At 32.8% G+C, this 22,579-nt stretch carries 17 protein-coding genes and 2 tRNA genes; 8 read left to right on the top strand and 11 right to left on the bottom strand.

What is annotated here, in order from left to right:
* The first annotated feature begins 95 nt into the window (after positions 1-95).
* Positions 96-1,187 (top strand): outer membrane beta-barrel protein, encoded by a 1,092-nt coding sequence (locus QMG60_RS21735; protein ID WP_281866391.1) that lies wholly within the window; start codon positions 96-98, stop codon positions 1,185-1,187.
* A gap of 379 nt (positions 1,188-1,566) precedes the next feature.
* On the opposite strand, the gene QMG60_RS21730 is transcribed toward QMG60_RS21735, so the two are convergent.
* The 5 genes from QMG60_RS21730 to QMG60_RS21710 form a co-directional block, all read right to left on the bottom strand.
* Positions 1,567-2,469 (bottom strand): N-acetylmuramoyl-L-alanine amidase, encoded by a 903-nt coding sequence (locus QMG60_RS21730; RefSeq protein WP_134139816.1) that lies wholly within the window; start codon positions 2,467-2,469, stop codon positions 1,567-1,569.
* A gap of 26 nt (positions 2,470-2,495) precedes the next feature.
* The gene (locus QMG60_RS21725) at positions 2,496-3,056 is read right to left on the bottom strand and encodes a hypothetical protein (protein ID WP_281866390.1); all 561 of its coding nucleotides are present in this window, start codon (positions 3,054-3,056) and stop codon (positions 2,496-2,498) included.
* Positions 3,057-3,099: 43 nt separating this feature from the next.
* On the bottom strand, positions 3,100-4,413 hold the full coding sequence (gene rimO, locus QMG60_RS21720; protein ID WP_281866389.1) for a 30S ribosomal protein S12 methylthiotransferase RimO: 1,314 nt from the start codon (positions 4,411-4,413) through the stop codon (positions 3,100-3,102).
* A gap of 205 nt (positions 4,414-4,618) precedes the next feature.
* Positions 4,619-6,121, bottom strand: a complete 1,503-nt coding sequence (locus tag QMG60_RS21715) for an outer membrane protein transport protein (RefSeq protein ID WP_281866388.1) — start codon at positions 6,119-6,121, stop codon at positions 4,619-4,621.
* Positions 6,122-6,162: 41 nt separating this feature from the next.
* Positions 6,163-7,155: a hypothetical protein gene (locus tag QMG60_RS21710; RefSeq protein WP_281866387.1), complete on the bottom strand. Its 993-nt coding sequence runs from the start codon at positions 7,153-7,155 to the stop codon at positions 6,163-6,165.
* 101 nt (positions 7,156-7,256) lie between these two features.
* Between QMG60_RS21710 and proS the strand changes: the two genes are divergently transcribed.
* From proS to rpsT, 4 genes are all read left to right on the top strand, one after another.
* A complete protein-coding gene (gene proS / locus QMG60_RS21705) occupies positions 7,257-8,735 on the top strand; it encodes a proline--tRNA ligase (protein WP_281866386.1) in 1,479 nt (492 codons plus the stop codon).
* Positions 8,736-8,813: 78 nt separating this feature from the next.
* Positions 8,814-8,885, top strand: a tRNA-Glu gene (locus QMG60_RS21700).
* Between the two features lie 46 nt (positions 8,886-8,931).
* A tRNA-Glu gene (locus QMG60_RS21695) sits at positions 8,932-9,003 on the top strand.
* Between the two features lie 153 nt (positions 9,004-9,156).
* Complete coding sequence (gene rpsT / locus QMG60_RS21690) at positions 9,157-9,408, top strand: 30S ribosomal protein S20 (RefSeq protein ID WP_012026903.1); 252 nt, start codon at positions 9,157-9,159, stop codon at positions 9,406-9,408.
* A gap of 169 nt (positions 9,409-9,577) precedes the next feature.
* Here the strand turns inward: rpsT and QMG60_RS21685 are convergent, their stop codons facing one another.
* Together QMG60_RS21685 and QMG60_RS21680 are read right to left on the bottom strand one after the other, a co-directional pair.
* Positions 9,578-9,985, bottom strand: a complete 408-nt coding sequence (locus QMG60_RS21685; RefSeq protein WP_057116833.1) for a response regulator — start codon at positions 9,983-9,985, stop codon at positions 9,578-9,580.
* 4 nt (positions 9,986-9,989) lie between these two features.
* Entirely contained in the window at positions 9,990-11,699 is a 1,710-nt protein-coding gene (locus QMG60_RS21680; RefSeq protein WP_281866385.1) for a PAS domain-containing protein, read from the bottom strand.
* 168 nt (positions 11,700-11,867) lie between these two features.
* On the opposite strand from QMG60_RS21680, the gene typA reads away from it, so the two are divergent.
* Entirely contained in the window at positions 11,868-13,664 is a 1,797-nt protein-coding gene (gene typA / locus QMG60_RS21675; RefSeq protein ID WP_057116831.1) for a translational GTPase TypA, read from the top strand.
* Positions 13,665-13,749: 85 nt separating this feature from the next.
* Here the strand turns inward: typA and QMG60_RS21670 are convergent, their stop codons facing one another.
* From QMG60_RS21670 to QMG60_RS21655, 4 genes are all read right to left on the bottom strand, one after another.
* Complete coding sequence (locus QMG60_RS21670) at positions 13,750-16,197, bottom strand: T9SS type B sorting domain-containing protein (protein WP_281866384.1); 2,448 nt, start codon at positions 16,195-16,197, stop codon at positions 13,750-13,752.
* A gap of 111 nt (positions 16,198-16,308) precedes the next feature.
* Positions 16,309-18,657, bottom strand: a complete 2,349-nt coding sequence (locus tag QMG60_RS21665; RefSeq protein WP_281866383.1) for a T9SS type B sorting domain-containing protein — start codon at positions 18,655-18,657, stop codon at positions 16,309-16,311.
* A gap of 15 nt (positions 18,658-18,672) precedes the next feature.
* On the bottom strand, positions 18,673-19,509 hold the full coding sequence (locus QMG60_RS21660) for an ABC transporter permease (RefSeq protein ID WP_281866382.1): 837 nt from the start codon (positions 19,507-19,509) through the stop codon (positions 18,673-18,675).
* A gap of 7 nt (positions 19,510-19,516) precedes the next feature.
* Positions 19,517-20,425 (bottom strand): ABC transporter ATP-binding protein, encoded by a 909-nt coding sequence (locus QMG60_RS21655; protein ID WP_134139824.1) that lies wholly within the window; start codon positions 20,423-20,425, stop codon positions 19,517-19,519.
* A 105-nt stretch (positions 20,426-20,530) separates the two neighbouring features.
* On the opposite strand from QMG60_RS21655, the gene QMG60_RS21650 reads away from it, so the two are divergent.
* Together QMG60_RS21650 and QMG60_RS21645 are read left to right on the top strand one after the other, a co-directional pair.
* Positions 20,531-21,583, top strand: a complete 1,053-nt coding sequence (locus tag QMG60_RS21650; RefSeq protein ID WP_057116826.1) for a hypothetical protein — start codon at positions 20,531-20,533, stop codon at positions 21,581-21,583.
* Positions 21,584-21,670: 87 nt separating this feature from the next.
* Positions 21,671-22,531, top strand: a complete 861-nt coding sequence (locus QMG60_RS21645; RefSeq protein WP_281866381.1) for a hypothetical protein — start codon at positions 21,671-21,673, stop codon at positions 22,529-22,531.
* Positions 22,532-22,579: the final 48 nt, after the last annotated feature.

Genomic DNA, 22,579 nt, shown 5'->3' with positions numbered 1-22,579 from the left:
CGGAAATAGGTTTTAGAAATGACTTATACTATTAAATAGATATATAAAAGATTAACTAACCAGAATCAATTAATAACTAAAAACCAATTTAAAACATGAAAAAAGTATTTCACATTTTAGCCGCGATGTTAACAAGTTCTTTTGCTTTTGCCCAAGAAGATGAAGCAGCCGCTCCACCAGCAACCACCTGGGGAGGCTCTGCAGATGCGTACTATAAATATGATTTTTCAAAACAGATGAATGGATTAACGAGCTTCACCAACTCACAAAATTCATTCGAACTAGGAATGGCGTCGATCGAGGCAGGTCATACTTTTGGAAAAGCTTCTGTTTTTGTAGACTTAGGTTTCGGAAAAAGAGCAGCAGAGTTTTCATATAATGAAACACCAGATAAAGATGTAAGTGCAAAATTTTTAATTAAACAATTATTCTTTACATACAATTTGACTGATGAATTTAAAGTAGTGGCAGGTAGTTTTGGAACTCATATTGGATATGAAGTTTTGGATGCCGTAGATAACAAAAACTACAGTATGTCTTATGCTTTTTCTTATGGTCCATTTTTTAACACGGGTGTTAAAGCACAATATACTGCTGGTAAATTTACAGCTATGTTAGGAGTAACAAATCCAACAGATTTTAAATCAGCGATGGATGCGGGTTCTTATCAAAAAACGTTCATAGGGCAGGTAGGATATATAGGAGATACAGGAAGTGCTTATTTGAATTTTACAACAGGAAGTACTAATCCAATACCAGGAAGTGTAATTCCAGTATCAGACGAAAATAAAACTCAGTTTGACTTGACTGCTTCTAAAACAATTAGTGATAGTTTTGGTCTTGGGTTAAATGCAACTTACGCTAAAACTACAAACGATTTTGATAGTGCTTTAGATGGTGAGTGGTTTTCAATAGTTGGATATGCTAATTATTCATTCAGCCCATCATTGCTTTTAGCTTACAGAATGGAATATTTTGATGCTAAAGATGCAGCGCCAAGTATGGGGACATTAACAGGATCTAGTGTTTTTGCAAACACGGTTTCATTAAATTACAAAGTTGGAAAGCTTACAATTATTCCTGAGCTTAGATACGATGCAGCGTCTGAAGATATATTCTTAGATAAAGATGCATTGCCAACAGGAGGAAGCTTCTACGCTTTAATTGCTACAACATACTCTTTCTAGAGATAAAGATTGATATTTTTTTTTTTTTTTGGAGCTGTCGAAACATACTAATGTTTTGGCAGCTTTTTTATTGGAAGAGGTTTGTGAATTGTGAATTGTGAATTGTGAATGGTGAATGGTGAATTGTGAATGGTAAACTTTGAATTTTGAGTTGTTAGTTGTTAGTTGTTAGTTGTTAGTTGTTAGTTGTTAGTTGTTAGTTGTTAGTTGTGTCACTTAAAGCTCTTAGTGGGTCTATTCTAACAATATTTTGTAGAGACGCGCTGCAGTGTGTCTTCTTTTTATAAATCAATTTCTTGTATATTCTTTCGCTATTTAAATAAAAAAACGCATTTCTAAAACTTAGAAATGCGTTGCTTATTTTAAAATTGAATCTTATTTATTGAACTTGTTTTTTGTAAATCGAATAAATAGTATCAATTGTCTTTCTGTCTAAGGTTGAGGTTGCGTCGGTTTGAATATAATGTAATTTAAATGCCTGAATTGCTGCAGTTAAATTTTTAGTATTATATCCAATTATTCGTAGCGCAGGTTCGATTTTAAAATCGAATGGTGCAGGTTCTAGAATTTCATCCGGCCAGATTCCGAAACCTTTTTCGGCAAGTGTTTTCCAAGGAAATAAAGCACTTGGGTCTTGTTTTCTCCCTGGAGCAATATCGGCGTGACCTAAAAAGTTTTGAGTCGGAATGTTATAGTCTTTTTTCAGCTTAGTCAGCAAAGCAACAAGACTGTTGATTTGTGCCTCTGTAAAAGGTTTGAAACCATTATTGTCTAATTCAATTCCGATAGAACAGGAATTTAAATCTGTTGTTTTTCCCCAAGTAGAATTTCCGGCATGCCAAGCTCTTAGGTAATCGTTAAGCATTTGTACTACTTTTCCATTTTCAGAAATCACATAATGTGCGCTAACCTGAGTTTTTGTTTTTGTAAAAGTATTAATAGTCTGCTGAAGCGAATCTTGAGCAGTATGATGAATAATAACGAAACTTGGTTTTCTTAAATTAAAGTTTACGGTACCAATCCACTCTGTATTAATTCCATTTACTAAATAGGTAGAACCAGTTTTAGATAAAGTATCTTTTATAATTCCTAATTGTTGTGCATAAGAAGTATCAATTACAACAGGAGTTGCAGGAATTGGTTTTGCTTCTTTGTTGGTAATCTGGTTTTCTAAAGTTTTTAACTGCTGGTCATATGCTTTTTCCGTATTCTTATACGGATTTGTAGAGCAAGAACTGATTATAACAGCTAAAATAAGATAACAAAAATGTTTTTTTGTCATAATTCGTTGTTTATGGTTTTAAACGATTATTCTTCGATTTTCGTATCTGTGTTTTCTTTTACTTCTGTATTTTCTTTAGATTTTTTTGAGTCTTTGTCTTTTTTCTTTTTAGATTTTCCTGTTTTGCCTTCTTTTAGTTTCTCCATGAAAGTCTTGTACTTCTCTATTTGATCTGGATTTAAAAAAGAGCCAATTTTTTTATCAGTACTTTCTCTTAAAGCTTTTATCTGCTCAATTTTTTGCTCTTGACTACTGCTTTCATTTTTCAATAAAATACCTTGTTCTCTTAAACTGTCTGTCAAAACATTTGTAATAGCAATCGCTTGTAAGTCATCAAGATTTACATCAGGTTTCATTTGTTCGACAATTTTACCAGCCGTTTCTTCAACAGGAATTTCTTTAGGCTTACTTTGTGAACCTTGCTGCTGTCCTGCCATCATACTTCTGTCCATTCCGCCGCCTCTTCCGTAACCGTTGCCATAGCCATTACCATAACCATTGTTGTATCCGTTTCCATATTGTGCAGAGGCACTATCGAAAAAGAATAGGCTTAAAACTAAAATTAATAAAGTTTGAATTGGTTTCATAAAAGTATCTTTTATCTAATGTTAACTATTGTTCAGCGTAAATTTAAGCAGGTTCTCCGTATAAATCAAATTCTGTAGCTTCAATTATTTTTATATTAACAAATTCACCTGTTTTTACGTAATGTTTAGAAGCATCAATTAATACTTCATTGTCAACATCAGGGCTGTCAAACTCTGTACGTCCAACAAAATGTGCTCCTTCTTTTCTGTCGATAATACATTTGAAAGTCTTGCCTACTTTTTCTTGGTTTAAATCCCAAGAAATTTGAGACTGTAATTCCATAATCTCATTTGCTCTAGCCTGTTTGATATCATCTGGAACATTGTCTTCCAATAAATAAGCATGAGTATTTTCTTCGTGAGAATAAGCAAAACACCCCATTCTGTCAAATTTCATTTCTTGAACAAAATCTTTCAAAATTTCAAAATCCTCTTGAGTTTCACCTGGATAACCAACAATTAAAGTAGTTCTAATTGCCATTCCTGGAACTGCAGCACGGAAATCTTTTAATAACTGAGTTGTTTTAGCTTGAGTAGTACCACGACGCATCGATTTCAAAATCGAATCTGAAATATGCTGTAACGGAATATCAATATAATTACAGATTTTTGGCTCTCGTTTCATTAATTCCAAAACATCCATTGGGAAACCAGTTGGATAAGCATAATGAAGACGAATCCATTCTATGCCTTCAACTTTTGCTAATTCTTCTAAAAGTTCCGCAAGATTTCTTTTTTTATAAAGATCAAGTCCGTAATAAGTTAAATCTTGAGCAATCAAGATTAACTCTTTAACGCCATTTTTAGCTAAACCTTGAGCTTCTTTAACTAATTTTTCAATTGGCTGAGAAACGTGCGAACCTCTCATTAACGGAATTGCACAAAAACTACACGGTCTGTCGCAGCCCTCTGCAATTTTTAGGTAAGCATAATTTTTTGGAGTCGTAGTTAAACGTTCTCCAAGTAATTCATGTTTATAATCGGCTCCTAGAGCTTTTAATAATTGAGGTAATTCTGTAGTTCCAAAATATTGATCCACATTTGGAATTTCTTTTTCTAAATCTGGTCTGTAACGTTCAGATAAACATCCTGTAACGAAAACTTTATCTACAAGTCCTCTGTCTTTTTTATCGGCATATTCCAAAATCATGTTTACCGATTCTGCTTTTGCATTATCAATAAAACCACAAGTGTTGATTACAATAATGTTTCCTTCTTTTTCTGCTGGAGCTTCATGTTCAACTTCTTTTCCATTGGCACGCAGCTGACCCATAAGGACTTCACTGTCATAAACATTTTTTGAACACCCAAGAGTGATTACGTTAATTTTGTTCTTTTTTAAAGACTTGGTTCTCATACTTTTATAAATTGGAGTGCAAAATTACACTTTTTTTATTCAAACACACTAGTTTCAACATGTTTTAGGTGTTTTTTATGAAGCGGATTTTGCTTTTAGGATGTTATTTTGAGATTAAAAATAAAAATGATCTTAAATTAGGAGTAAAAAAAAATCCGTTCAGTAAATACCAAACGGAAATTTTCATTCATCTATTTATTCTTAATTACAATTCAAATAATAAAGTAAGTGTTACATTGTTTAGTTTTGAAGACAGGTTAGCCCCATCTGTAAAACCTGTAGCAAAAAATCTTTGATTCGATTTTCTTTCTAAATAAGAGTAAGCTAAATCTAATTTAGTGCCTCCAAAATTGTAACCCAAACCACCAGAATAGCTGGTTAAATCTCCCACAGTAGTTCCATTTTTGTACGGACTTCCTTCAAAACGATATCCAGCTCGTAAACTTAGTTGATTAATTTTATATTCACCACCAATACGAAGCTCTCCTGTGCTAGTTAGATTATTATTGATATCGCTGTTGATTCCTCTGAAACCAGCATCATTTGTAGGTTTGAATTTTGCATTTCCGTAATTTTTTACAGCATAATCAACACTTAATAAACCTGATTTTCCAAAAACATACGCAGCGCTAAAAGTCCATTTGTCTGGAGTTTGTAAAGTGTATGATTCGTATACATTTACAATATTAGGATTCACATTCGCATTTAAAGGTTGTCCGCCATCTGCTTGTCTTGTCGTGTAAATGCTTTGTGAAGTTTCATCATATAGCTCGTACCAAGTATTCGATTCGTAAGCAACACCTAGTCTAAAAGCATCAGTTACTTTTCCTATAGCTCCAAGCTGGAAAGAAAAACCATTTCCGTAAGTATACAATTCATTATTGAAACGTAAATTTGAAATAGTTTCATAAGGCTGTAATGGATTGCTGTTGTCTTCGTAAAAACTTGTCGATCTTCTATAGTCAGTTACGTGAACATTTAAGTTGGCTCCTAAATAAAGTCTATCTCTGTATGAAGTTGCAATATTAAAACCTACTTTACTGTTGTATCCTCTAGTGTGTATTTCATTTTCTTGATAATAATTTCCTCCGGCAGGAACATTACTAATATATTGAGTATTTCCTGGTGTATTAGATGCAGGGTCTATAACATGTCCCCAGTATCCCATATAAGCCTGTTGTTCTTTGTAGTTTAAATCTCTATAATCTAATCCATCAATATCTTGTAAAGGAATTCCATTCGCAAAGGATAAGAAATAGTCATCAACAGAATTGATTGGATTTGTTCCAGCAGAGAAAATATCATTATTAAAATTATTTGTATTCTCGTATGTCGCGCCAATAGCAATTTTATTCCAACCGTTGTTAGGATTACGATCTTTAAAAACAAAAACACCTCCCGCTTGATTCAAAATAAAAGAGTTTTCTTTATCTGAAGTTTGAGTTCCAAAGTACTCAGAATTATTTTTAATGTTTTGATTACTAAAAGATATTCCAACTTGATTGGTATTAAAAACTGCAGAACCAGCTGGGTTGACGCTTAAAGATGATAAATCCCCTCCAACAGCACCGAAAGCACCGCTCATAGCTCTAAATCTTGCAGTTCCTGTTAGATTGTCTTGAGAATAACGCAAAGCATCTGAAACTTCTTGAGAATATGACGCGCTGGCAGTTAGTCCTGTTATAAGTAGGAAAAGTATTTTTTTCATTTGGATAAGTTTTAGTTTGAATTTAGTTTAGTGAGAAAAAATTATCTTCTTCCTCCGCCACCGCCAGATCTCATACCGCCGCCACCGCCGCCGCCAGAAGATCTCATGCTTCCACCGCCACCGCTGTTCATTGAACGTGATGGACTGCTAGGAGTGTAGCTTCTTGATGAACTGCTGTTGTTGCTATTATTGTAATTATAGCTTCTGTTTGTCGTAGTGTTACTATTGTTGTAAGATCTTCTAGAGTTACTGTAATCTACACTATTGGTATTAGCTCTTCTATTTGTAAATGACGGACTAGTTCCTCCATTCATATTAGATCTTCTAAAGTCAGTATAACCATTAGATCTGTTTGTTGTGTAGTTTCTATTGGTTGTGTAACTTCCTCTGTTAGTAGTGTAATTTCTATTTGTTGTAAAACCTCTGTTAGAAGTGTAGCTTCGGTTGTATGCATAATTTCTGTTTCCATAATATGCGGCAGAACCTCTTCTTCCGTAAGTGTAGTTATAGTTGTTGTAGCCGTAGTAACCGCCTCCCCAATATCCTGGATAGCCCCAGCCTGGTCCCCAGTATCCTGGATAACCCCAGCCTCCCCAGTAACCTGGGTATCCCCAGCCCCAGTATCCGCCATAGCCCCATCCGTAATAAGGATAGCCCATTCCAAAGCCAAATGACCATGATGGGTTTGAGTATACGTTTACAGAAACGTCAGAGCTACTGCTTCCCCATGCAGGATAAGCTACAGAAGCTGTTTGAGTACTGTCATTTTCTGAATAATTGGTATAATTGTCAACGTCAGTAAAAATTTCTGTCGGTTGGTTATCATCTTGCAGTGATCTGAAATAATCTTTGTATTGATTGTTTGTGCCATTAGACTGCTGCACATATCTGTTTGATGAAGAATTACCGTATACACCATCATTGTCATGATAAGATGAATTTTGGTAAGAACCACACGACGCAAGTAATAAACTCAATAATCCAATTAAGTAAAAATGATTAGAGTTTTGGCGAAGAGAAATGTTAGTTTTCATATCTGTGGTGTTTTTTATTGTTGCACATTACAAAAATAGTTAGTTTTGTCAAACTATTTAGTTAAAATTATTAAAACAAAATTTGTGCCAAACTATATAATATGAGTAAGAACCTCACTACAAGATCAGAAGATTATTCGAAATGGTATAACGAGCTGGTTGTAAAAGCAGATCTAGCTGAAAATTCAGGAGTTAGAGGCTGTATGGTAATTAAACCATACGGATATGCTATTTGGGAAAAAATGCAGGCTGAATTAGATCGTATGTTCAAAGAAACTGGACATCAAAATGCGTATTTTCCTTTGTTCGTGCCGAAAAGCATGTTTGAGGCTGAGGAGAAGAATGCTGAAGGATTTGCAAAAGAATGTGCTGTTGTAACACATTATAGATTGAAAAACGATCCAGAAAAACCTGGAAAATTAATGGTTGATCCAAATGCAAAGTTAGAAGAGGAGCTTATTGTTCGTCCAACTAGTGAGGCAATTATTTGGTCTACATATAAAGGATGGGTACAATCATATAGAGATTTGCCTTTATTGATTAACCAATGGGCTAATGTGGTTCGATGGGAAATGCGTACGCGTTTGTTTTTGAGAACAGCTGAGTTTTTATGGCAGGAAGGGCATACTGCTCATGCTACTAAAGCAGAAGCTATTGAGGAGTCTGAAAAAATGATGAATGTTTATGCTGATTTTGCAGAAAGTTTTATGGCAATTCCGGTAGTAAAAGGTTTTAAAACTGAAACAGAACGTTTTGCAGGTGCAGATGAAACTTATTGTATTGAAGCTTTAATGCAGGATGGAAAAGCATTACAGGCTGGTACATCTCACTTTTTAGGACAAAACTTTGCAAAAGCTTTTGATGTTAAGTTTGCTAATGCAGAAGGAAAACAAGAACATGTTTGGGGAACGTCATGGGGAGTTTCTACTCGTTTGATGGGAGCTTTGATTATGACGCATTCTGACGATCAAGGATTAGTGCTGCCTCCAAATTTAGCGCCAATACAAGTGGTTATTGTTCCAATTCATAAAACAGACGAACAATTAGCGCAGATTACTGCAGCGGTTAATGAATTGACTGCAAAATTGAAAAAGCTTAAGATTTCGGTTAAATACGATGACAGAACAACTCAAAAACCAGGATTTAAATTTGCTGAATGGGAATTGAAAGGTGTTCCTGTTAGAATTGCTGTTGGTCCAAAAGATCTAGAAAACGGAACTTTTGAGGTTGCAAGACGTGATAATTTGACTAAAGAAGTTGTTGAAGGTGAAAAAATTGTTGAATACATTAATGACTTGTTAGAACAAATTCAAAAAGATTTATTTGACAGAGCATTAAACTACCGCAATACCCATATTACAGAAGTAAATAATTTTGAGGAGTTTAAAGAAGTTCTTGAAGGTAAAGGAGGCTTTTTATCTGCTCACTGGGACGGAACTGCTGCAACAGAAGAGAAGATAAAAGAATTGACAAAAGCAACAATTAGATGTATCCCTTTAGATGCTGTTGAAGAGGCGGGAACCTGTGTGTTTACTGGGAATCCTTCTTCTAAAAGAGTGCTTTTTGCTAAGGCATATTAAAAAAATATATTTTTTTTTGTGTTAACTATTGTGCAACTAAAAAATAGATGTATCTTTGCATCCGCAATACAGAAGCACGGTCCGTTCGTCTATCGGTTAGGACGCCAGGTTTTCATCCTGGTAAGGGGGGTTCGATTCCCCCACGGACTACAAGTTATATTACATATTGAAAAGTTTCCAAACTTAGGAGAATTATGGTCCGTTCGTCTAGGGGTTAGGACGCCAGGTTTTCATCCTGGTAACAGGGGTTCGATTCCCCTACGGACTACAAATTAGTTGTAAATAAGTTTTGTAAAATAAAAATTGGTGTCTCGGTTTTTATTTTATTAGTTAAAACCAAAGTGATTGTTTTACAATTGTGGGAGGTTTTTCTTTTTTAACTAGTATTTATAATAAATTATTACATCTAAAATTAAAGAAAATGGCAAATCATAAGTCAGCATTAAAAAGAATCAGAAGTAACGAAAAAAGAAGAGTTCTTAACAGATATCAACATAAAACTACTCGTAATGCAATTAAAGCATTAAGATTAGCTACTGATAAGTCTGATGCTGCTGCAAAATTATCAACTGTAATCTCTATGATTGATAAATTAGCTAAAAAGAACATCATTCATGATAATAAAGCTTCTAACTTGAAGTCTAAATTAACTAAACATGTTGCTAAATTGTAATTAAATACAATTTGAAAGATATATAAAAGTCCTCATTCGAGGACTTTTTTGTTTCTGCTAAAAATGAAAGTTTAAGTAAACGCTTTGTTTATTAGATCAAAATCAAAAAATCCAAATTCTAACTTTAAAAGATTGAAATTTGGATTTTTTGATTTGAAATTTTTTAAGTTTAAAGATCTATTTTCTTTTTAAGATATTCCAGCATTGGCTGTGTAATGGGTTTAGAAAGAAAATCGATTATAATAGGATATTGTTTTGCTTTAGCTAAATCTTCTGGGTCAATTGTAGAGGACAATACAATTACAGGAGCAGAGTTGAATTCGTCATAATCTGAAGAAGTAAAATGATCTAAAAACTCCCATCCGCCCATTATTGGCATGTTTAAATCTAAGAAAATCAATTCTGGTTTTCTTTTGTTTTTGTCGTTTGTGTATTTTAAGGTGTTGAAATGATGGAGGGCTTCTTCACCGTTTTGAGCTGTAATAACTTCATGTGAAAATGAAGATTTCGAAATTACCTTTTTGCATAGCATCAATGTGATTGGATCATCGTCAACGCATAAGATCTGCTCAAGCATAATATTAATTTTTAAATGTTATTGTAAATGTGGTTCCTTTGTTAACTTCGCTGTCTATAGAAATAGTTCCTCCCATTGTTTCTACCTGCGATTTCACGAGATAAAGACCTAATCCTTTGCTATCTGGATAATTGTGAAATCTTTGATAAAGACCAAATACTTTGTCTCGGTTTCTTTCTAAATCAATTCCAATTCCGTTGTCCTTGAAAGTTAGTATCGTTTTGTTATCAATTTTTTCTGCAGTTATAGATATCTTTAGTTTTCTATTTTCCGATTTATATTTTATGGAATTGGTTAGTAAGTTTAATAAAATGCTTTCAATATATGCTTTATTGGTAATGAGCTCTGGTACTTTGTCGAACTTAAGTTTGATTATAGGTTTGTGTAATTCTATTTGGAATGACAGCTGACTAAATACATTTTCAAATACTTCTTCTAAAGATGCTTCTTCTTTTTGCATCGAAGGATTGTCTTTAATAATTATAACTTTTACTAAATCATTAATTGTTTCGTTTAATAAATGTGTTGATTTTGTAAAACCAGTAAGAATTTCCTGGAGTTCTTCATTTTCTACAGGAATGTCTTCAATTAAATTTAAAAGTCCGATTAAATTAGATAATGGGGCTCTAAGGTTATGAGATGTAATGTAAGAGAATTGTTTTAAATCTTTATTGTTTTGGGTTAATTCTCGAATAAGATGTTCTTTTTCTGTTTCCAGTTTTTTCTCGTCGGTAATATCTCTTTGTATGGAAATCCAGTGTGAAATAGCTCCTTCGTTGCTGAAAATTGGAATCATGGAAAAACGTACCCAAAATTCTTCTTTATTTTTGGTATAGCTGATAGTTTCAATTAGACATTCTTCTTCGTTTTTTATAGCACGTAAAAGTTTCTTTAATTCTTCAGAATCAGAATTCGGCCCCTTAAAGATGTTAGGTGACTTTCCAATTATTTCATTGGATTGGTATCCGGACATTTGCGAAAATGCTGGATTAACATAAACAATTTTAGGGATTTTTCCGTCAGGCGAATTGGCTTCTGTGATCAAAATAGAATCTCTAGATTGAGTAATTACAGTTTCTAAAAGCTTTAAACGTTGTTCTTCTTCTTTTTGTTTAGTAATATCTTGAATAGCACCAATCATTCTAATGGCTCTTCCGCTTTCATCTTTCAATAAAAAACCTCTGTCCAAAACATATTTATAAGTCCCGTCCGCGCATCTAAAACGGTATTGATCCTGCCATTTTTCTGTTTTTTGTTCAATAAAAGAATATAATTTTATTGACATTCGGATACTGTCTTCTGGGTGAATTTTGTCAAACCACCATTTAGAAGTTTTTCCAACTTCTTCAGGGTTGTAACCAAAAACACTTTCAATTCCTTTGTTCCAATTAATACTATCCTCTTGAATTTTCCAATCCCAGATAGTATCGCTTGTTGCTTTTGCTACGATGTCATATTTCTCATTAGATTCCTTTATTTCTTCATTGGTTTTGTTTAGCTTTTCAAAAATGGTAATACTCCTTTTTTCATTTTTTGCCAGTATAAACTTGAAAACCAATCCTGTAATTAGAATAAAGATAATGTCTTTTATAAGTGATAAATATTGATATTCAGATGAAGAAAAGTAACTTATGAGTAATATATGACACAAAACTGCCATAATTATCGAGATGATTGAATAAATAAGAGTAATTTGGAGAGTTTTACTTTTCATTACCTCAAATATAGTTAAATTAACTATAACTAAACATATGTTAATATTATTTTGAAGGCGATATTTTGGTGTTTTATATTAACTAATTGATTGTATATACGCAAACTATGTCAGAAACGTTTTTTATTAAAAAATAAAGTGTACCTTTGCGCCCATTAAAAATCACAGATGGAATCTATTAGAAACATTGCAATTATTGCCCACGTCGATCACGGTAAAACCACTTTGGTTGATAAAATTATGTATCACTGTCAATTATTTCGTGAAAACGAAAACACAGGTGATTTAATCCTAGATAATAACGATTTAGAGCGTGAGAGAGGTATTACAATTACTTCTAAGAACGTATCGGTTCAATATAAAGGAACAAAAATCAATATTATTGACACCCCAGGCCACGCCGATTTTGGTGGTGAAGTAGAACGTGTATTGAACATGGCCGATGGTGTATGTTTGCTAGTTGATGCTTTTGAAGGACCAATGCCTCAAACTCGTTTTGTTTTGCAAAAAGCGATCGATTTAGGATTGAAACCTTGCGTAGTTATCAATAAAGTTGATAAAGAAAACTGTACTCCAGAAGAAGTTCACGAGAAAGTTTTTGATCTAATGTTTGAATTAGGTGCAACTGAAGAGCAATTAGATTTCCCAGCGGTTTATGGTTCTGCTAAGAACAACTGGATGTCTGATGATTGGAGAAATCAAACAGAAAACATTGAACCATTATTAGACATGGTTATCGCTAATGTTCCTGCTCCAAAAGTATCTGAAGGTACTCCTCAAATGTTGATTACATCTTTAGATTTCTCTTCTTTTACAGGTCGTATAGCAATTGGTCGTCTTGAAAGAGGTGTATTGAAAGAAGGAATGCCAATCTCTTTAGTAAAAAGAGACGGTAAAGTAATCAAATCTAGAATTAAAGAATTACACACTTTTGAAGGTTTAGGCCGTAGAAAAGTAGATCAAGTTATTGCTGGAGATATTTGTGCTGTTGTAGGTATTGAAGGATTTGAAATTGGTGATACTATCGCTGACTTCGAAAACCCAGAAGCTTTACAAACTATCGCTATCGATGAGCCAACAATGAGTATGTTGTTTACAATTAACGATTCTCCTTTCTTTGGTAAAGAAGGTAAATTTGTTACTTCTAGACATATTCGTGAAAGATTGACAAAAGAGCTTGAGAAAAACTTAGCAATGAAAGTTGGAGAAACTGATTCTGCTGATAAATTCATGGTTTTTGGTCGTGGTGTATTACACTTATCTGTTCTTATTGAAACAATGAGAAGAGAAGGGTATGAGCTTCAAATTGGTCAGCCGCAAGTTATCATCAAAGAAGTTGATGGTGTTAAATGTGAGCCAATTGAGGAATTAACTATTGACTTGCCAGAAAACCTTTCAGGTAGAGCTGTTGAATTCGTTACTATCCGTAAAGGTGAAATGCTTTCTATGGAAGGTAAAGGAGAGCGTATGATTATTAAATTTAATATTCCATCTCGTGGAATCATTGGTTTAAGAAATCAATTGCTTACTGCTACTGCGGGTGAAGCTATCATGGCACACCGTTTCATTGGATATGAGCCTTACAAAGGAGAAATTCCTGGACGTAACAACGGTTCATTAATCTCTATGGAAAACGGAAAAGCTATTCCTTACTCTATCGATAAATTACAAGATCGTGGTAAATTCTTTGTTGATCCTAACGAAGATATTTATGAAGGTCAGGTTATTGGAGAAAACACTCGTAGCGACGATATGACTGTTAACGTTACTAAAACGAAAAAACTTTCTAACGTACGTTCTTCTGGAGCTGATGATAAAGCTAGAATTATTCCAGCTGTCAAATTCTCATTAGAAGAAGCTTTAGAGTATATTCAAAAAGATGAGTATGTTGAAGTTACTCCAAAATCTCTTCGTTTAAGAAAGATTTATTTAAGTGAAACTGATAGAAAAAGATATAAAATCTAATTAGTTTTCAATTTCAATATAAAAATCCCAAATTCCGTATGGAGTTTGGGATTCTTTTTTTATTATAAAATTGAGTTACTTAGGATTACCTTTTCAGCGAAAAATGACCTTTACTTTCTCGCTGGTCGCTTAATTTTAAAGTATACCAATAATCATCTGATGGTAATGGAATTCCTTGAAAAGTTCCATCCCAGCCGTTGTCAAATGTGGTTAATTGTTTTAGTAATTTTCCATATCTGTCATAAATATAAATTTTGGAATTTTTATATTCATTGCCATTCAATCCAATGATATTCCAATAATCATTAAAACCATCATTATTGGGTGTGAAAAATTGTGGAACACCAATTACGGCTACTGTTTTACTGACCAGTCCACAATTCTTTTTATCATTAATATAGACTTCATAAATTCCAGATTTTATATTTTCAAATACATTTGAATCTTGAAAAGGACCGTTTGGAGTATTTAAACTAAATTCATAATCTCCGCTTCCAGAAACATTTATCTTAATTTTATTAGAATTATCAATTTGTAAATCGACAACTTCAACGCTTTCTATAGTTGCAATGTTTGAAGATACAACCTGAATTGTTCTCGTTTTAGAACAATTATTTTTGTTGAAAACTGTTACAGTGTAAATTCCGCTGGTATTGACTTCGATATTTGATATTGTTTTGTCCAATATTTCTACACCGTCTTTTTTCCAGACGTATACAAAGTCACTTAATGTATTAATGTCTTTTATTCCAGCATCTAATTGGGCAAAATAAGAAGAATCATTATCGCAGACATTTGTTGTTGCACCATTAATTTCTATATCGGGTAATCGGATGACTTCTAATTTAATTTTACTGATTCCAAAGCATTCATTTCCTTCTTCGATTCTTGCATAGGCAAAATCATTATAAGGGACTTTGTTATTGTATTGTAAAGGTGTCTCAATCTGATTTTGTTCTAATAAAGCATCATTTTCTGTAGCGTAATATTTTAATTCTTGAGTGTTTGTGAAAGGAATATTTGCGTTGGTTAAATTAAAGGTATTAATACCATCTTCATTTTCATCATCATCACAAGCAATATCTAATAGATAAGTTTGTACCGAAATTACATTGGTTTTTAAATTTACGGTAGAGATGCTGCTACATTTAGTTTGTAAATTAGTGATCCTGGCAAACACAGTTTGAGGATTGCTACTATTGGTATACTCTGTAGACAATTGATTTATATTGCTTTCAGCATCGGTCTTACTTATAAAAAAAGAAGTTTCAAGATCAGGATTATTATTGGTCAGAGCTGCATTTGCCTCTTTTAAATTGAACAACACAAAGCCATTAGCATTTTCACCAGAATCACATTGTACAAGAGTGACATTGTTTACTGGCGGTAAAGGATTTATAGTAATTTTTACTTCTGCTACAGATGCGCTGAGCTGGCTATTAAAGGCTTTTATAAATACCGATTGCTCAAATGGTGTAATGCTGTTAAAAATATTTGGCAATTGATCGCTGTTATTATCAGCATCGCTTTGAGTTAAATAATAATTGATAGTTAAACCAGAAACATCAGCATTATCAAAAACTACTTTTGTTACTTGCTCAAAATCAATTTTCGTTTTTCCATCGAATGGATTTGCATCATTTTCATCACAAACTTCAACCTTGTTATTCGGAAAAACAACTTTGTCATTTATTTTAATTGTAAAAGAAGCAGTATTATAACATTGCGTAATCGTGTTTGTTGCTCTCACAAAAATAGTTTCGGGACTTGTACTATTTCTATAAGCAGTTGGATCTGTTATTGGATTGCTATTAATAATAGCATCATTTTCAGAAGTATGATAAGTAATTTTTACTCCTGTTTGAGATCCTGTTATTTTTGGAGAATTTGCTGTCAAATCAAAAATTAATGAAGAATTTGCCTGCCCAGAAAAGTCAGATTTTGTAATATTCAAATCACTTAATACAGGAACACTGATACTTGGTGCATCATCAAATGTTGCTGTGCCCAGCCATTCTAAAGAAAAATTACTAATTCCGACAGGCCTGTCAATTACAATAAAATAAGATTCTCCAGCATGTGCGTTAATCCATTTGATATACCCGTCTCCAAGTTCAGCAGGACCTTCAGAGGTGTCAAAATAATCACCTGTCATTCCCGTATGGTTGTAGGTGAGTTTTGCCATATTAGGATTTGTGGTAGAACAGCGAATGGGAGATGTTAATGAAGTACATTTTGCATCTGGACCAAATACAAAAAAATCAAAATCTTCGTTAAGATCAGAACTTTCAGGTTTTATAATAAAACCAAACGTTCCAGAAGTTTTAATTGAAATTTTTAACCATACGCTATTATTTTCTCTAGAACCACAGCTGTTTTCTCCTGTAATTTCTTGAACGTTTCCGGCGCCTTGTATACTTAAACCTTTAAAACCAGAATTGCCGCAAACTACAATTGCATCGATGCAATCATTTTGCGAATAAATATTTGTAGAAAGTAAAAAAAGAAAGAGTAAAGTTTTACATAAATTCATCTTATAAGAATTTAAAGTAAATATAAGATAAATTTGATGTTTTGTATTTTTTTATGCTTTACTTTTTAAATTGTTTTAAGCTTTTAGTAAAGAATTAGTTAAAATTCTACTTTACCTTTTCAAGCTGAAATGACCTTTAACATTTTTTCCATTAATGAATTGAAGTGTAAACCAATAATCATCTGACGGCAATTGTTGTCCATTGAAGATTCCGTTCCAGCCCAAACTGTTTTGAGTCATTTGTTTTAACAATTTACCATAACGGTCAAAAATTGAAATGCTATAATCAGGCATTTCTTCAATATTTTTGATTGCCCATAAGTCGTTATATCCGTCGCCATTGGGAGTAAAAAATCTAGGATAATCTAACACATAGACTACAAACGAATTAGATATTCCGCAGCCATTTTTGTCTCGGGCAATTGCATTATAAATACCTGGATTTACTTGTGTAAATGTTGGATCATCTTGAAAAACAGAGCCTTCTAGAGAGAATTCATAATTTCCAACTCCAGTATATTGAATTCGTACCGCATTTTCTATACCTGAAAAATCTTTTACTTCGGCTCCAGTAATTACTGCCGGTTCAGATAGAATGACTTTGAATTTTTTAGTTTTTTGACAATTATTAATATCAGTTACTGTAACAGAATAATCTCCAGCAGTGTCAATTAGTATTGAATTTGTAGTGTTACCATTTGACCAAGTATAACTTTGAAAACCCGCCTCAACCGTTAATGTTATCTGATAACCTTTGCATAAATACAGTGTTTCATCTTCAAAATTAGGAGGATCAAAAGTGTGGACAATTAATTCTATTGGAGCTATATCATAACAATCAGGACCATTTGCTGCTCGAGCATAAATAGTCTGACTATTTGGCGTTGTATTTTTAAAAATATTAGGAAGTATGTTTGTTTCTGTTATCGCCTCATTTGCTGTCAAATAATAATTGATAATCAATCCTGCTGGTAATCCTGTCAAAACTTGGGGTGTTACTTCAGAATTTAAATCAAATTGGTACAAACCGTCTTGAGTATCGTCACCATCACAAGTTGCAATTGGAGATTGATCGGGAATAATTGAATTTGAAATGTTTAAAGCAATTTGTGGAGTAGTATAACAACCAAAGGAATTCTCTATTCTTGCATAAACAATTTGATTTGGAGCTTTATTGGTGTAACTCTCTGGATTTACAATTGGATTTGTTTTGGTTTGTGCATCTGCTAAATTCTCGTAGTATCCTTGATTGATAATTTGCGTATTATTGTTTTTCACAATATTAGCGGCCTTCGTCAAATTAAAAATTGAAATTCCATCTGTATTATCATCACATTGCAATAAAGAAGTATTTGTTGAGGCAATTTCTGGCGTAAATTCGATTGTTATCTCTCCAACTGAAACGCAAGTTGTGCCGTTTAAGGTAGCTTCTACTTTATAAGTTCCCGATGTAATTACAGCGTATGTAGAGGTTATTGCACCAGAAAGTTGTATGTAATTATTAGAATCGTCTTTTTTAAACCATTTAAAATTGTAATCAGAAGTGTTTAATTTGGTGTCTAAAACGAAATTTTCTCCAAAACATACAGGGTTATTATTGGCTGCCGTTCTATCTTGTCCAAAATTTATTCTGGTTATAAAACTTCCGGCTTGTATAAAAACAGCCGAGTTATATTGTCTGGTTTCATCATCTGCAATAACCAATTTTAGATGATATTTTTTATTAGGAACTACATCTGTATAAGCATTCATTACAACGGTTTGCCCCGCATAATTTATTGGACTTACTGCAGAATTATAACCATTAAAATAAGTTTCATTTTCAGCATCACATCCTTTTACTATTCCATCTGGAGTAGTAATAGGATTTATTTTAGGATGTACAGTTGTCGCAGAAACTGCAGTAGTTAAATTTGGCAGAACTGCTAAATTTTTATAATCTTCGGAACTTCCAACTTCTTTAATTAAAAAGGCAAAACCATCTGAATAAATGCATGGATAATTGAACTGATACTCGTTTGAAGCAAACAAATAATTAAAGCTGATAGAATTCGTCAAAGCAGTAAAGTCAAATTCTAATACTGTTGCTTGTCTGCTGTTGTTAATGCCCAATGCTCTATTTAAGTCATTATCACCGTTCCACGATTGTACTTGTACACCTTTAGAATCTGCTTGGTTGTAAGGACCTTCTGCATTTTGACTTGGCGAAGTACTTAGAACAAGTCCGCCCGAAAAAGGAAAATTAGTTCCTGCGGTGAAGGAAGCATAACTTTGACCATTTGCAGACGGATTTCCTGAAGCGCTTACATTTTCAATAGCAATACAAGAACTATTGATTAAAATATTTTGAACTAAATCTGCAGGCGTGATATTTGGATTAACAGTAATATTTTGAGCACTGGTCCTATGCGTGACACAGGACAGCAGAAATAAAACAATTAAGATTTTAAAATGCTTCATAGTATAACAAATATACTATAAATCTCTATTTTTTAATAGTTTGTAAGAAAAATATACAAATAGGAAAGTCCATGTTAAAACGATTAAAACTGTAAAGTAATTTACGCTGTAATCCATATCTGTATCGATTCCCATTTGTGAACCGATATTCTTAATAACAGATAATCTAGGTCCTGGATTAACAATTAAATTTGACATAGATTCTAACGGAAAAAACAGCATAACTTTTTCGCCAGTATTACTGTCTGGGAAAATTTTAAAAGCCAATACACCTTTTGCAATTCCTTCAATTATACTCCAGACCAAAAGAAATCCTAATGCAAATGCGGAGCGTTTTACCAGAATTCCAAGAAATAAACAGAAAGAAAAGAATCCTGTTAATTTTACAAAAAAGGCTAAAAGGTAATCTAAATCACTAAAAATTATATCAAATTCAGTATAAGAAGAAAAAAACAATCCCAGAATTAAACTCATGATAAAAACGAAAACTGTCGAGCCGAAAGCAAATAAAACCACGGTTAAAAATTTAGAAAGAATAAATTCTTTTTTGCTTAAACCGTCAATCAAATTTTGTTTTAAAGTTCCGTAACTGTATTCATTAGCCATCATAGAAACAATTACAATAGCCAGAAAAAATTTAAGAATAGCTGCAACATAGGTATTAAAATGCCAGATAAAAGGGAAGTTGAAAATTCCCATTTCTGCTAAATGAAATTTAAAAACGCCAATGTCAAATTTTATGGCTGCAATTAGTGCTATAAAAGAAAGTAAGATAAAATAAGTTAGTGTTAATATACGGCTGGCTTTATTCATCCAGATTTTTTGTAATTCTATAGAGATAAGTCTTTTCATGGCTTGGTTAGTTTTTTGGATGAGTGTTTTTGGTTAATTCTAAAAATTGCGCTTCCAAACTATTTTTACGTTTGACCAAGTGACTTAAAATTATATTTTTGGAAAATAAAAATTGATTCAATTCTGAAGCTGACAAATCTGATTTTAAATACACTAAAACTTTTCCATCTTCATCCTTAATTTGACTTACGGCATTGTGATCTTTTAAAGCGGATTTTAATAGCTCATTATCATTCGAAGAAATTTCAAAGAAACCTTCATTAGATGACATTCCATCGACGGAACCTGAGTATAAAACTTCGCCTTTTCTTAAAACAATTACCTGCGAACAAACTTTTTCGACTTCATCTAATAAATGTGATGCCAGTAAAATAGTAGTTCCCTGAGAAGCAATTTTTTTAATAATATCTCGAATCTGATGAATTCCCTGCGGATCTAATCCGTTAGTTGGTTCATCTAAAATTAAAATTTCTGGATCATTTAAAAGTGCAGATGCAATGGCCAGACGCTGCTTCATTCCCAACGAAAAAGTACTGAATTTGCTATCCTTTCTTTCATCCAAACCAACCAATTCCAGCTTTTCATTAACTTTAGAATAATTGATATTTTTGATTTTGCAGACCAATTTCAGGTTTTGCTCAGCAGTCATATAAGGATAAAAATTTGGTCGTTCTATAATTGCGCCAACTTTTTTTAAAGCTTCATGCGTTTCTACATTGCCGTCAAACCAGCGGTAATTACCAGAAGATTTATTAACAACATTCAATACAATTCCTAATGTAGTTGATTTTCCGCTTCCGTTTGGGCCAAGAATGCCATAAACACGGCCTTTTTGTATAGTAAAAGATACATTTTTTAAAGCCTGAATTCGGCCGTATCTTTTGTTCAGATTCTCAATGGTTAATATGGTTTCCAAATTTTTCTGGTTTTAGTTTTTAGTATGACGAGCCAAATTGATTTTTGTTACTTTAAATTCGAACTTTAATCGTATTGACGTAAATTTGTAATAAAGATATTCAAAATGAGCGAGCCATTAATGGTTTTAAAAAAACCGTCCTATCCTTTAACACTGCAACTTTTAAACTATTTAGAGCGATACGAACGTATTTCTAAAGTTTCTGTGTTTTATGATGACTTGCTTCGTTTTTCGGGCTCGATAAATGTTTACGATAAAAATGATAATGATACTCTTTGGATTCGTGTATATTACAGCGAATTTGAGCGCAATGAAATTGATTTAAACCTAAAAAGAATTTATTCTCTTCTTCATTCTGATGGTAACAGCGAAATTATCCAGTTCCTGAATATTGATGCGATTGATTATTGTACATTCGGAAATTCGAAACCTTTTAGAATTAAAGTTCGAAATATCCTCAACGATAATTACGTTCATTTCTACATTAAAAAAGCCGATGCTTCTCGAATTTATGGTTTAGAATTGGAAGATATTCTTTCGCCGGATAAAATCAATTTTTTGGTTTATAAAGATACTTTGATAGAAGAACATATTATCGGAATTCCAGGTGATGTTTTTATGGATACTTTGTTGGATAGTTGTTCTGAAACTGAAAAAGCGCAGATTGCAAAAGAATTTGTGAAGTTTAACGAACGTTGTATGATTCGTCTTTTGGGTGATATGCGTGCGTACAATTATGTAATTGTCCCAATTCACGATTTTGATCAAGTAGTATATAAAATTCGTCCAATTGATTTTGACCAGCAATGTTATGAGGGAAATTTCAAAGTATATCGCCCTCAGTTTTTCAAAGAAAATTATCCAATGATTCAGCTCATCAAAGAAAAATTGGAAGAACGTTCGATAATTCAGTATAAAGATGAAGAAAGAGCGATTTTGGCCAAACGTATTCATTCGGCAGAAAATCGAATTAAAAAACTCCTGAATATAATGTGTCACGATACCATTTCGACAGAAGAACATCTGAATCAATTAAAAATGGAATTGTACCGATATACTAACGATATGAAATTTAAAAATGCCAAATCGATGGGCCATATCATGCACGCGGCATTTGAGTTTATTATCCGTAATTTTAAAAACACAAACTTAGTTTAGAATTTAACATCCAATTATGTAAGTTCATTAATCAACTCTTAAATTGCCTGATATAACTTATATGGTTTAAGAAGAAAATATAATCTTATGAAAAAATCTTTTTTAGTATTCGCGTCTTTAGTTTTATTGGCTTGTCAGCAACAGTCAGGGAATGATTTGAAGACACTTTATTCGCTTCCGAAAAAATTAAAAGAAGTTTCAGGAATAACTTATTTCCCCGAAACAAGTACAATTTATACCTTAGAAGACAGCGGTAATAAAAATGCAATTTATGCGATTGATTCTAAAGGAAAATTAGAAAAAACAATTACAATCTCTAATGCAGAAAATATCGATTGGGAAGATATCACAAGAGATAAAACTGGAAATATTTACATTGGTGATTTTGGAAATAATGATAATGAACGTAAAGATTTATGTATTTATAAAGTTGCTAAAAGCGAATTAAACAAAGATTTGGCTAAAGCCGAATATAAAATCTCATTTTCGTATCCAGAACAAACCGAATTTCCTCCAAAGAAAAAGGAAATGTTTTTTGATGTTGAAGGCTTTTTTGAACAGGGCGGTTACTTTTATCTTTTTACAAAAAACAGAAGCAAAGGTTTCGATGGAACTGCTTTTATTTACAAAATCAAAAATGCATCTGGAACTCAAAAAGCAGTAAAAATTGGCGAATTTAAAACTTGCAATAATTACAATCATTGTGTTTTAACGAGTGCCACAATTAGCCCTGACGGAAAAAAAGTAGCGTTGTTGAGCCATGATAAAGTTCTTTTATTTAAAGGTTTCAAAGGAGATTTATTCCACAAAGGAACTCATACAGAAATAAACCTAAACCATTTTTCTCAAAAAGAAGCCATCGTTTTTAAAGACAACAACACCTTACTTATTGCCGACGAAAAAACGAATAAAGTAGGAGGGAATGTTTATGAGTTTAAATTAAAATGAAAGGTTCTGAGAGGCTAAGATTCTAAGGTTCTGAGTTTTTCTTAGAAA

It is taken from the genome of Flavobacterium sp. GSB-24 (genome assembly GCF_027924665.1).
Classification (GTDB): Bacteria; Bacteroidota; Bacteroidia; order Flavobacteriales; family Flavobacteriaceae; genus Flavobacterium.
The sequence above is the reverse complement of the archived record's forward strand: the minus strand, read 5'-3'. Positions and strand labels throughout refer to the sequence as shown.

Coding starts and splice junctions, on each gene's coding strand:
- QMG60_RS21735 (WP_281866391.1), top strand. CDS start 96: ATGAAAAAAGTATTTCACATTTTAGCCGCGATGTTAACAAGTTCTTTT.
- QMG60_RS21730 (WP_134139816.1), bottom strand. CDS start 2,469: ATGACAAAAAAACATTTTTGTTATCTTATTTTAGCTGTTATAATCAGT.
- QMG60_RS21725 (WP_281866390.1), bottom strand. CDS start 3,056: ATGAAACCAATTCAAACTTTATTAATTTTAGTTTTAAGCCTATTCTTT.
- rimO (WP_281866389.1), bottom strand. CDS start 4,413: ATGAGAACCAAGTCTTTAAAAAAGAACAAAATTAACGTAATCACTCTT.
- QMG60_RS21715 (WP_281866388.1), bottom strand. CDS start 6,121: ATGAAAAAAATACTTTTCCTACTTATAACAGGACTAACTGCCAGCGCG.
- QMG60_RS21710 (WP_281866387.1), bottom strand. CDS start 7,155: ATGAAAACTAACATTTCTCTTCGCCAAAACTCTAATCATTTTTACTTA.
- proS (WP_281866386.1), top strand. CDS start 7,257: ATGAGTAAGAACCTCACTACAAGATCAGAAGATTATTCGAAATGGTAT.
- rpsT (WP_012026903.1), top strand. CDS start 9,157: ATGGCAAATCATAAGTCAGCATTAAAAAGAATCAGAAGTAACGAAAAA.
- QMG60_RS21685 (WP_057116833.1), bottom strand. CDS start 9,985: ATGCTTGAGCAGATCTTATGCGTTGACGATGATCCAATCACATTGATG.
- QMG60_RS21680 (WP_281866385.1), bottom strand. CDS start 11,699: ATGAAAAGTAAAACTCTCCAAATTACTCTTATTTATTCAATCATCTCG.
- typA (WP_057116831.1), top strand. CDS start 11,868: ATGGAATCTATTAGAAACATTGCAATTATTGCCCACGTCGATCACGGT.
- QMG60_RS21670 (WP_281866384.1), bottom strand. CDS start 16,197: ATGAATTTATGTAAAACTTTACTCTTTCTTTTTTTACTTTCTACAAAT.
- QMG60_RS21665 (WP_281866383.1), bottom strand. CDS start 18,657: ATGAAGCATTTTAAAATCTTAATTGTTTTATTTCTGCTGTCCTGTGTC.
- QMG60_RS21660 (WP_281866382.1), bottom strand. CDS start 19,509: ATGAAAAGACTTATCTCTATAGAATTACAAAAAATCTGGATGAATAAA.
- QMG60_RS21650 (WP_057116826.1), top strand. CDS start 20,531: ATGAGCGAGCCATTAATGGTTTTAAAAAAACCGTCCTATCCTTTAACA.
- QMG60_RS21645 (WP_281866381.1), top strand. CDS start 21,671: ATGAAAAAATCTTTTTTAGTATTCGCGTCTTTAGTTTTATTGGCTTGT.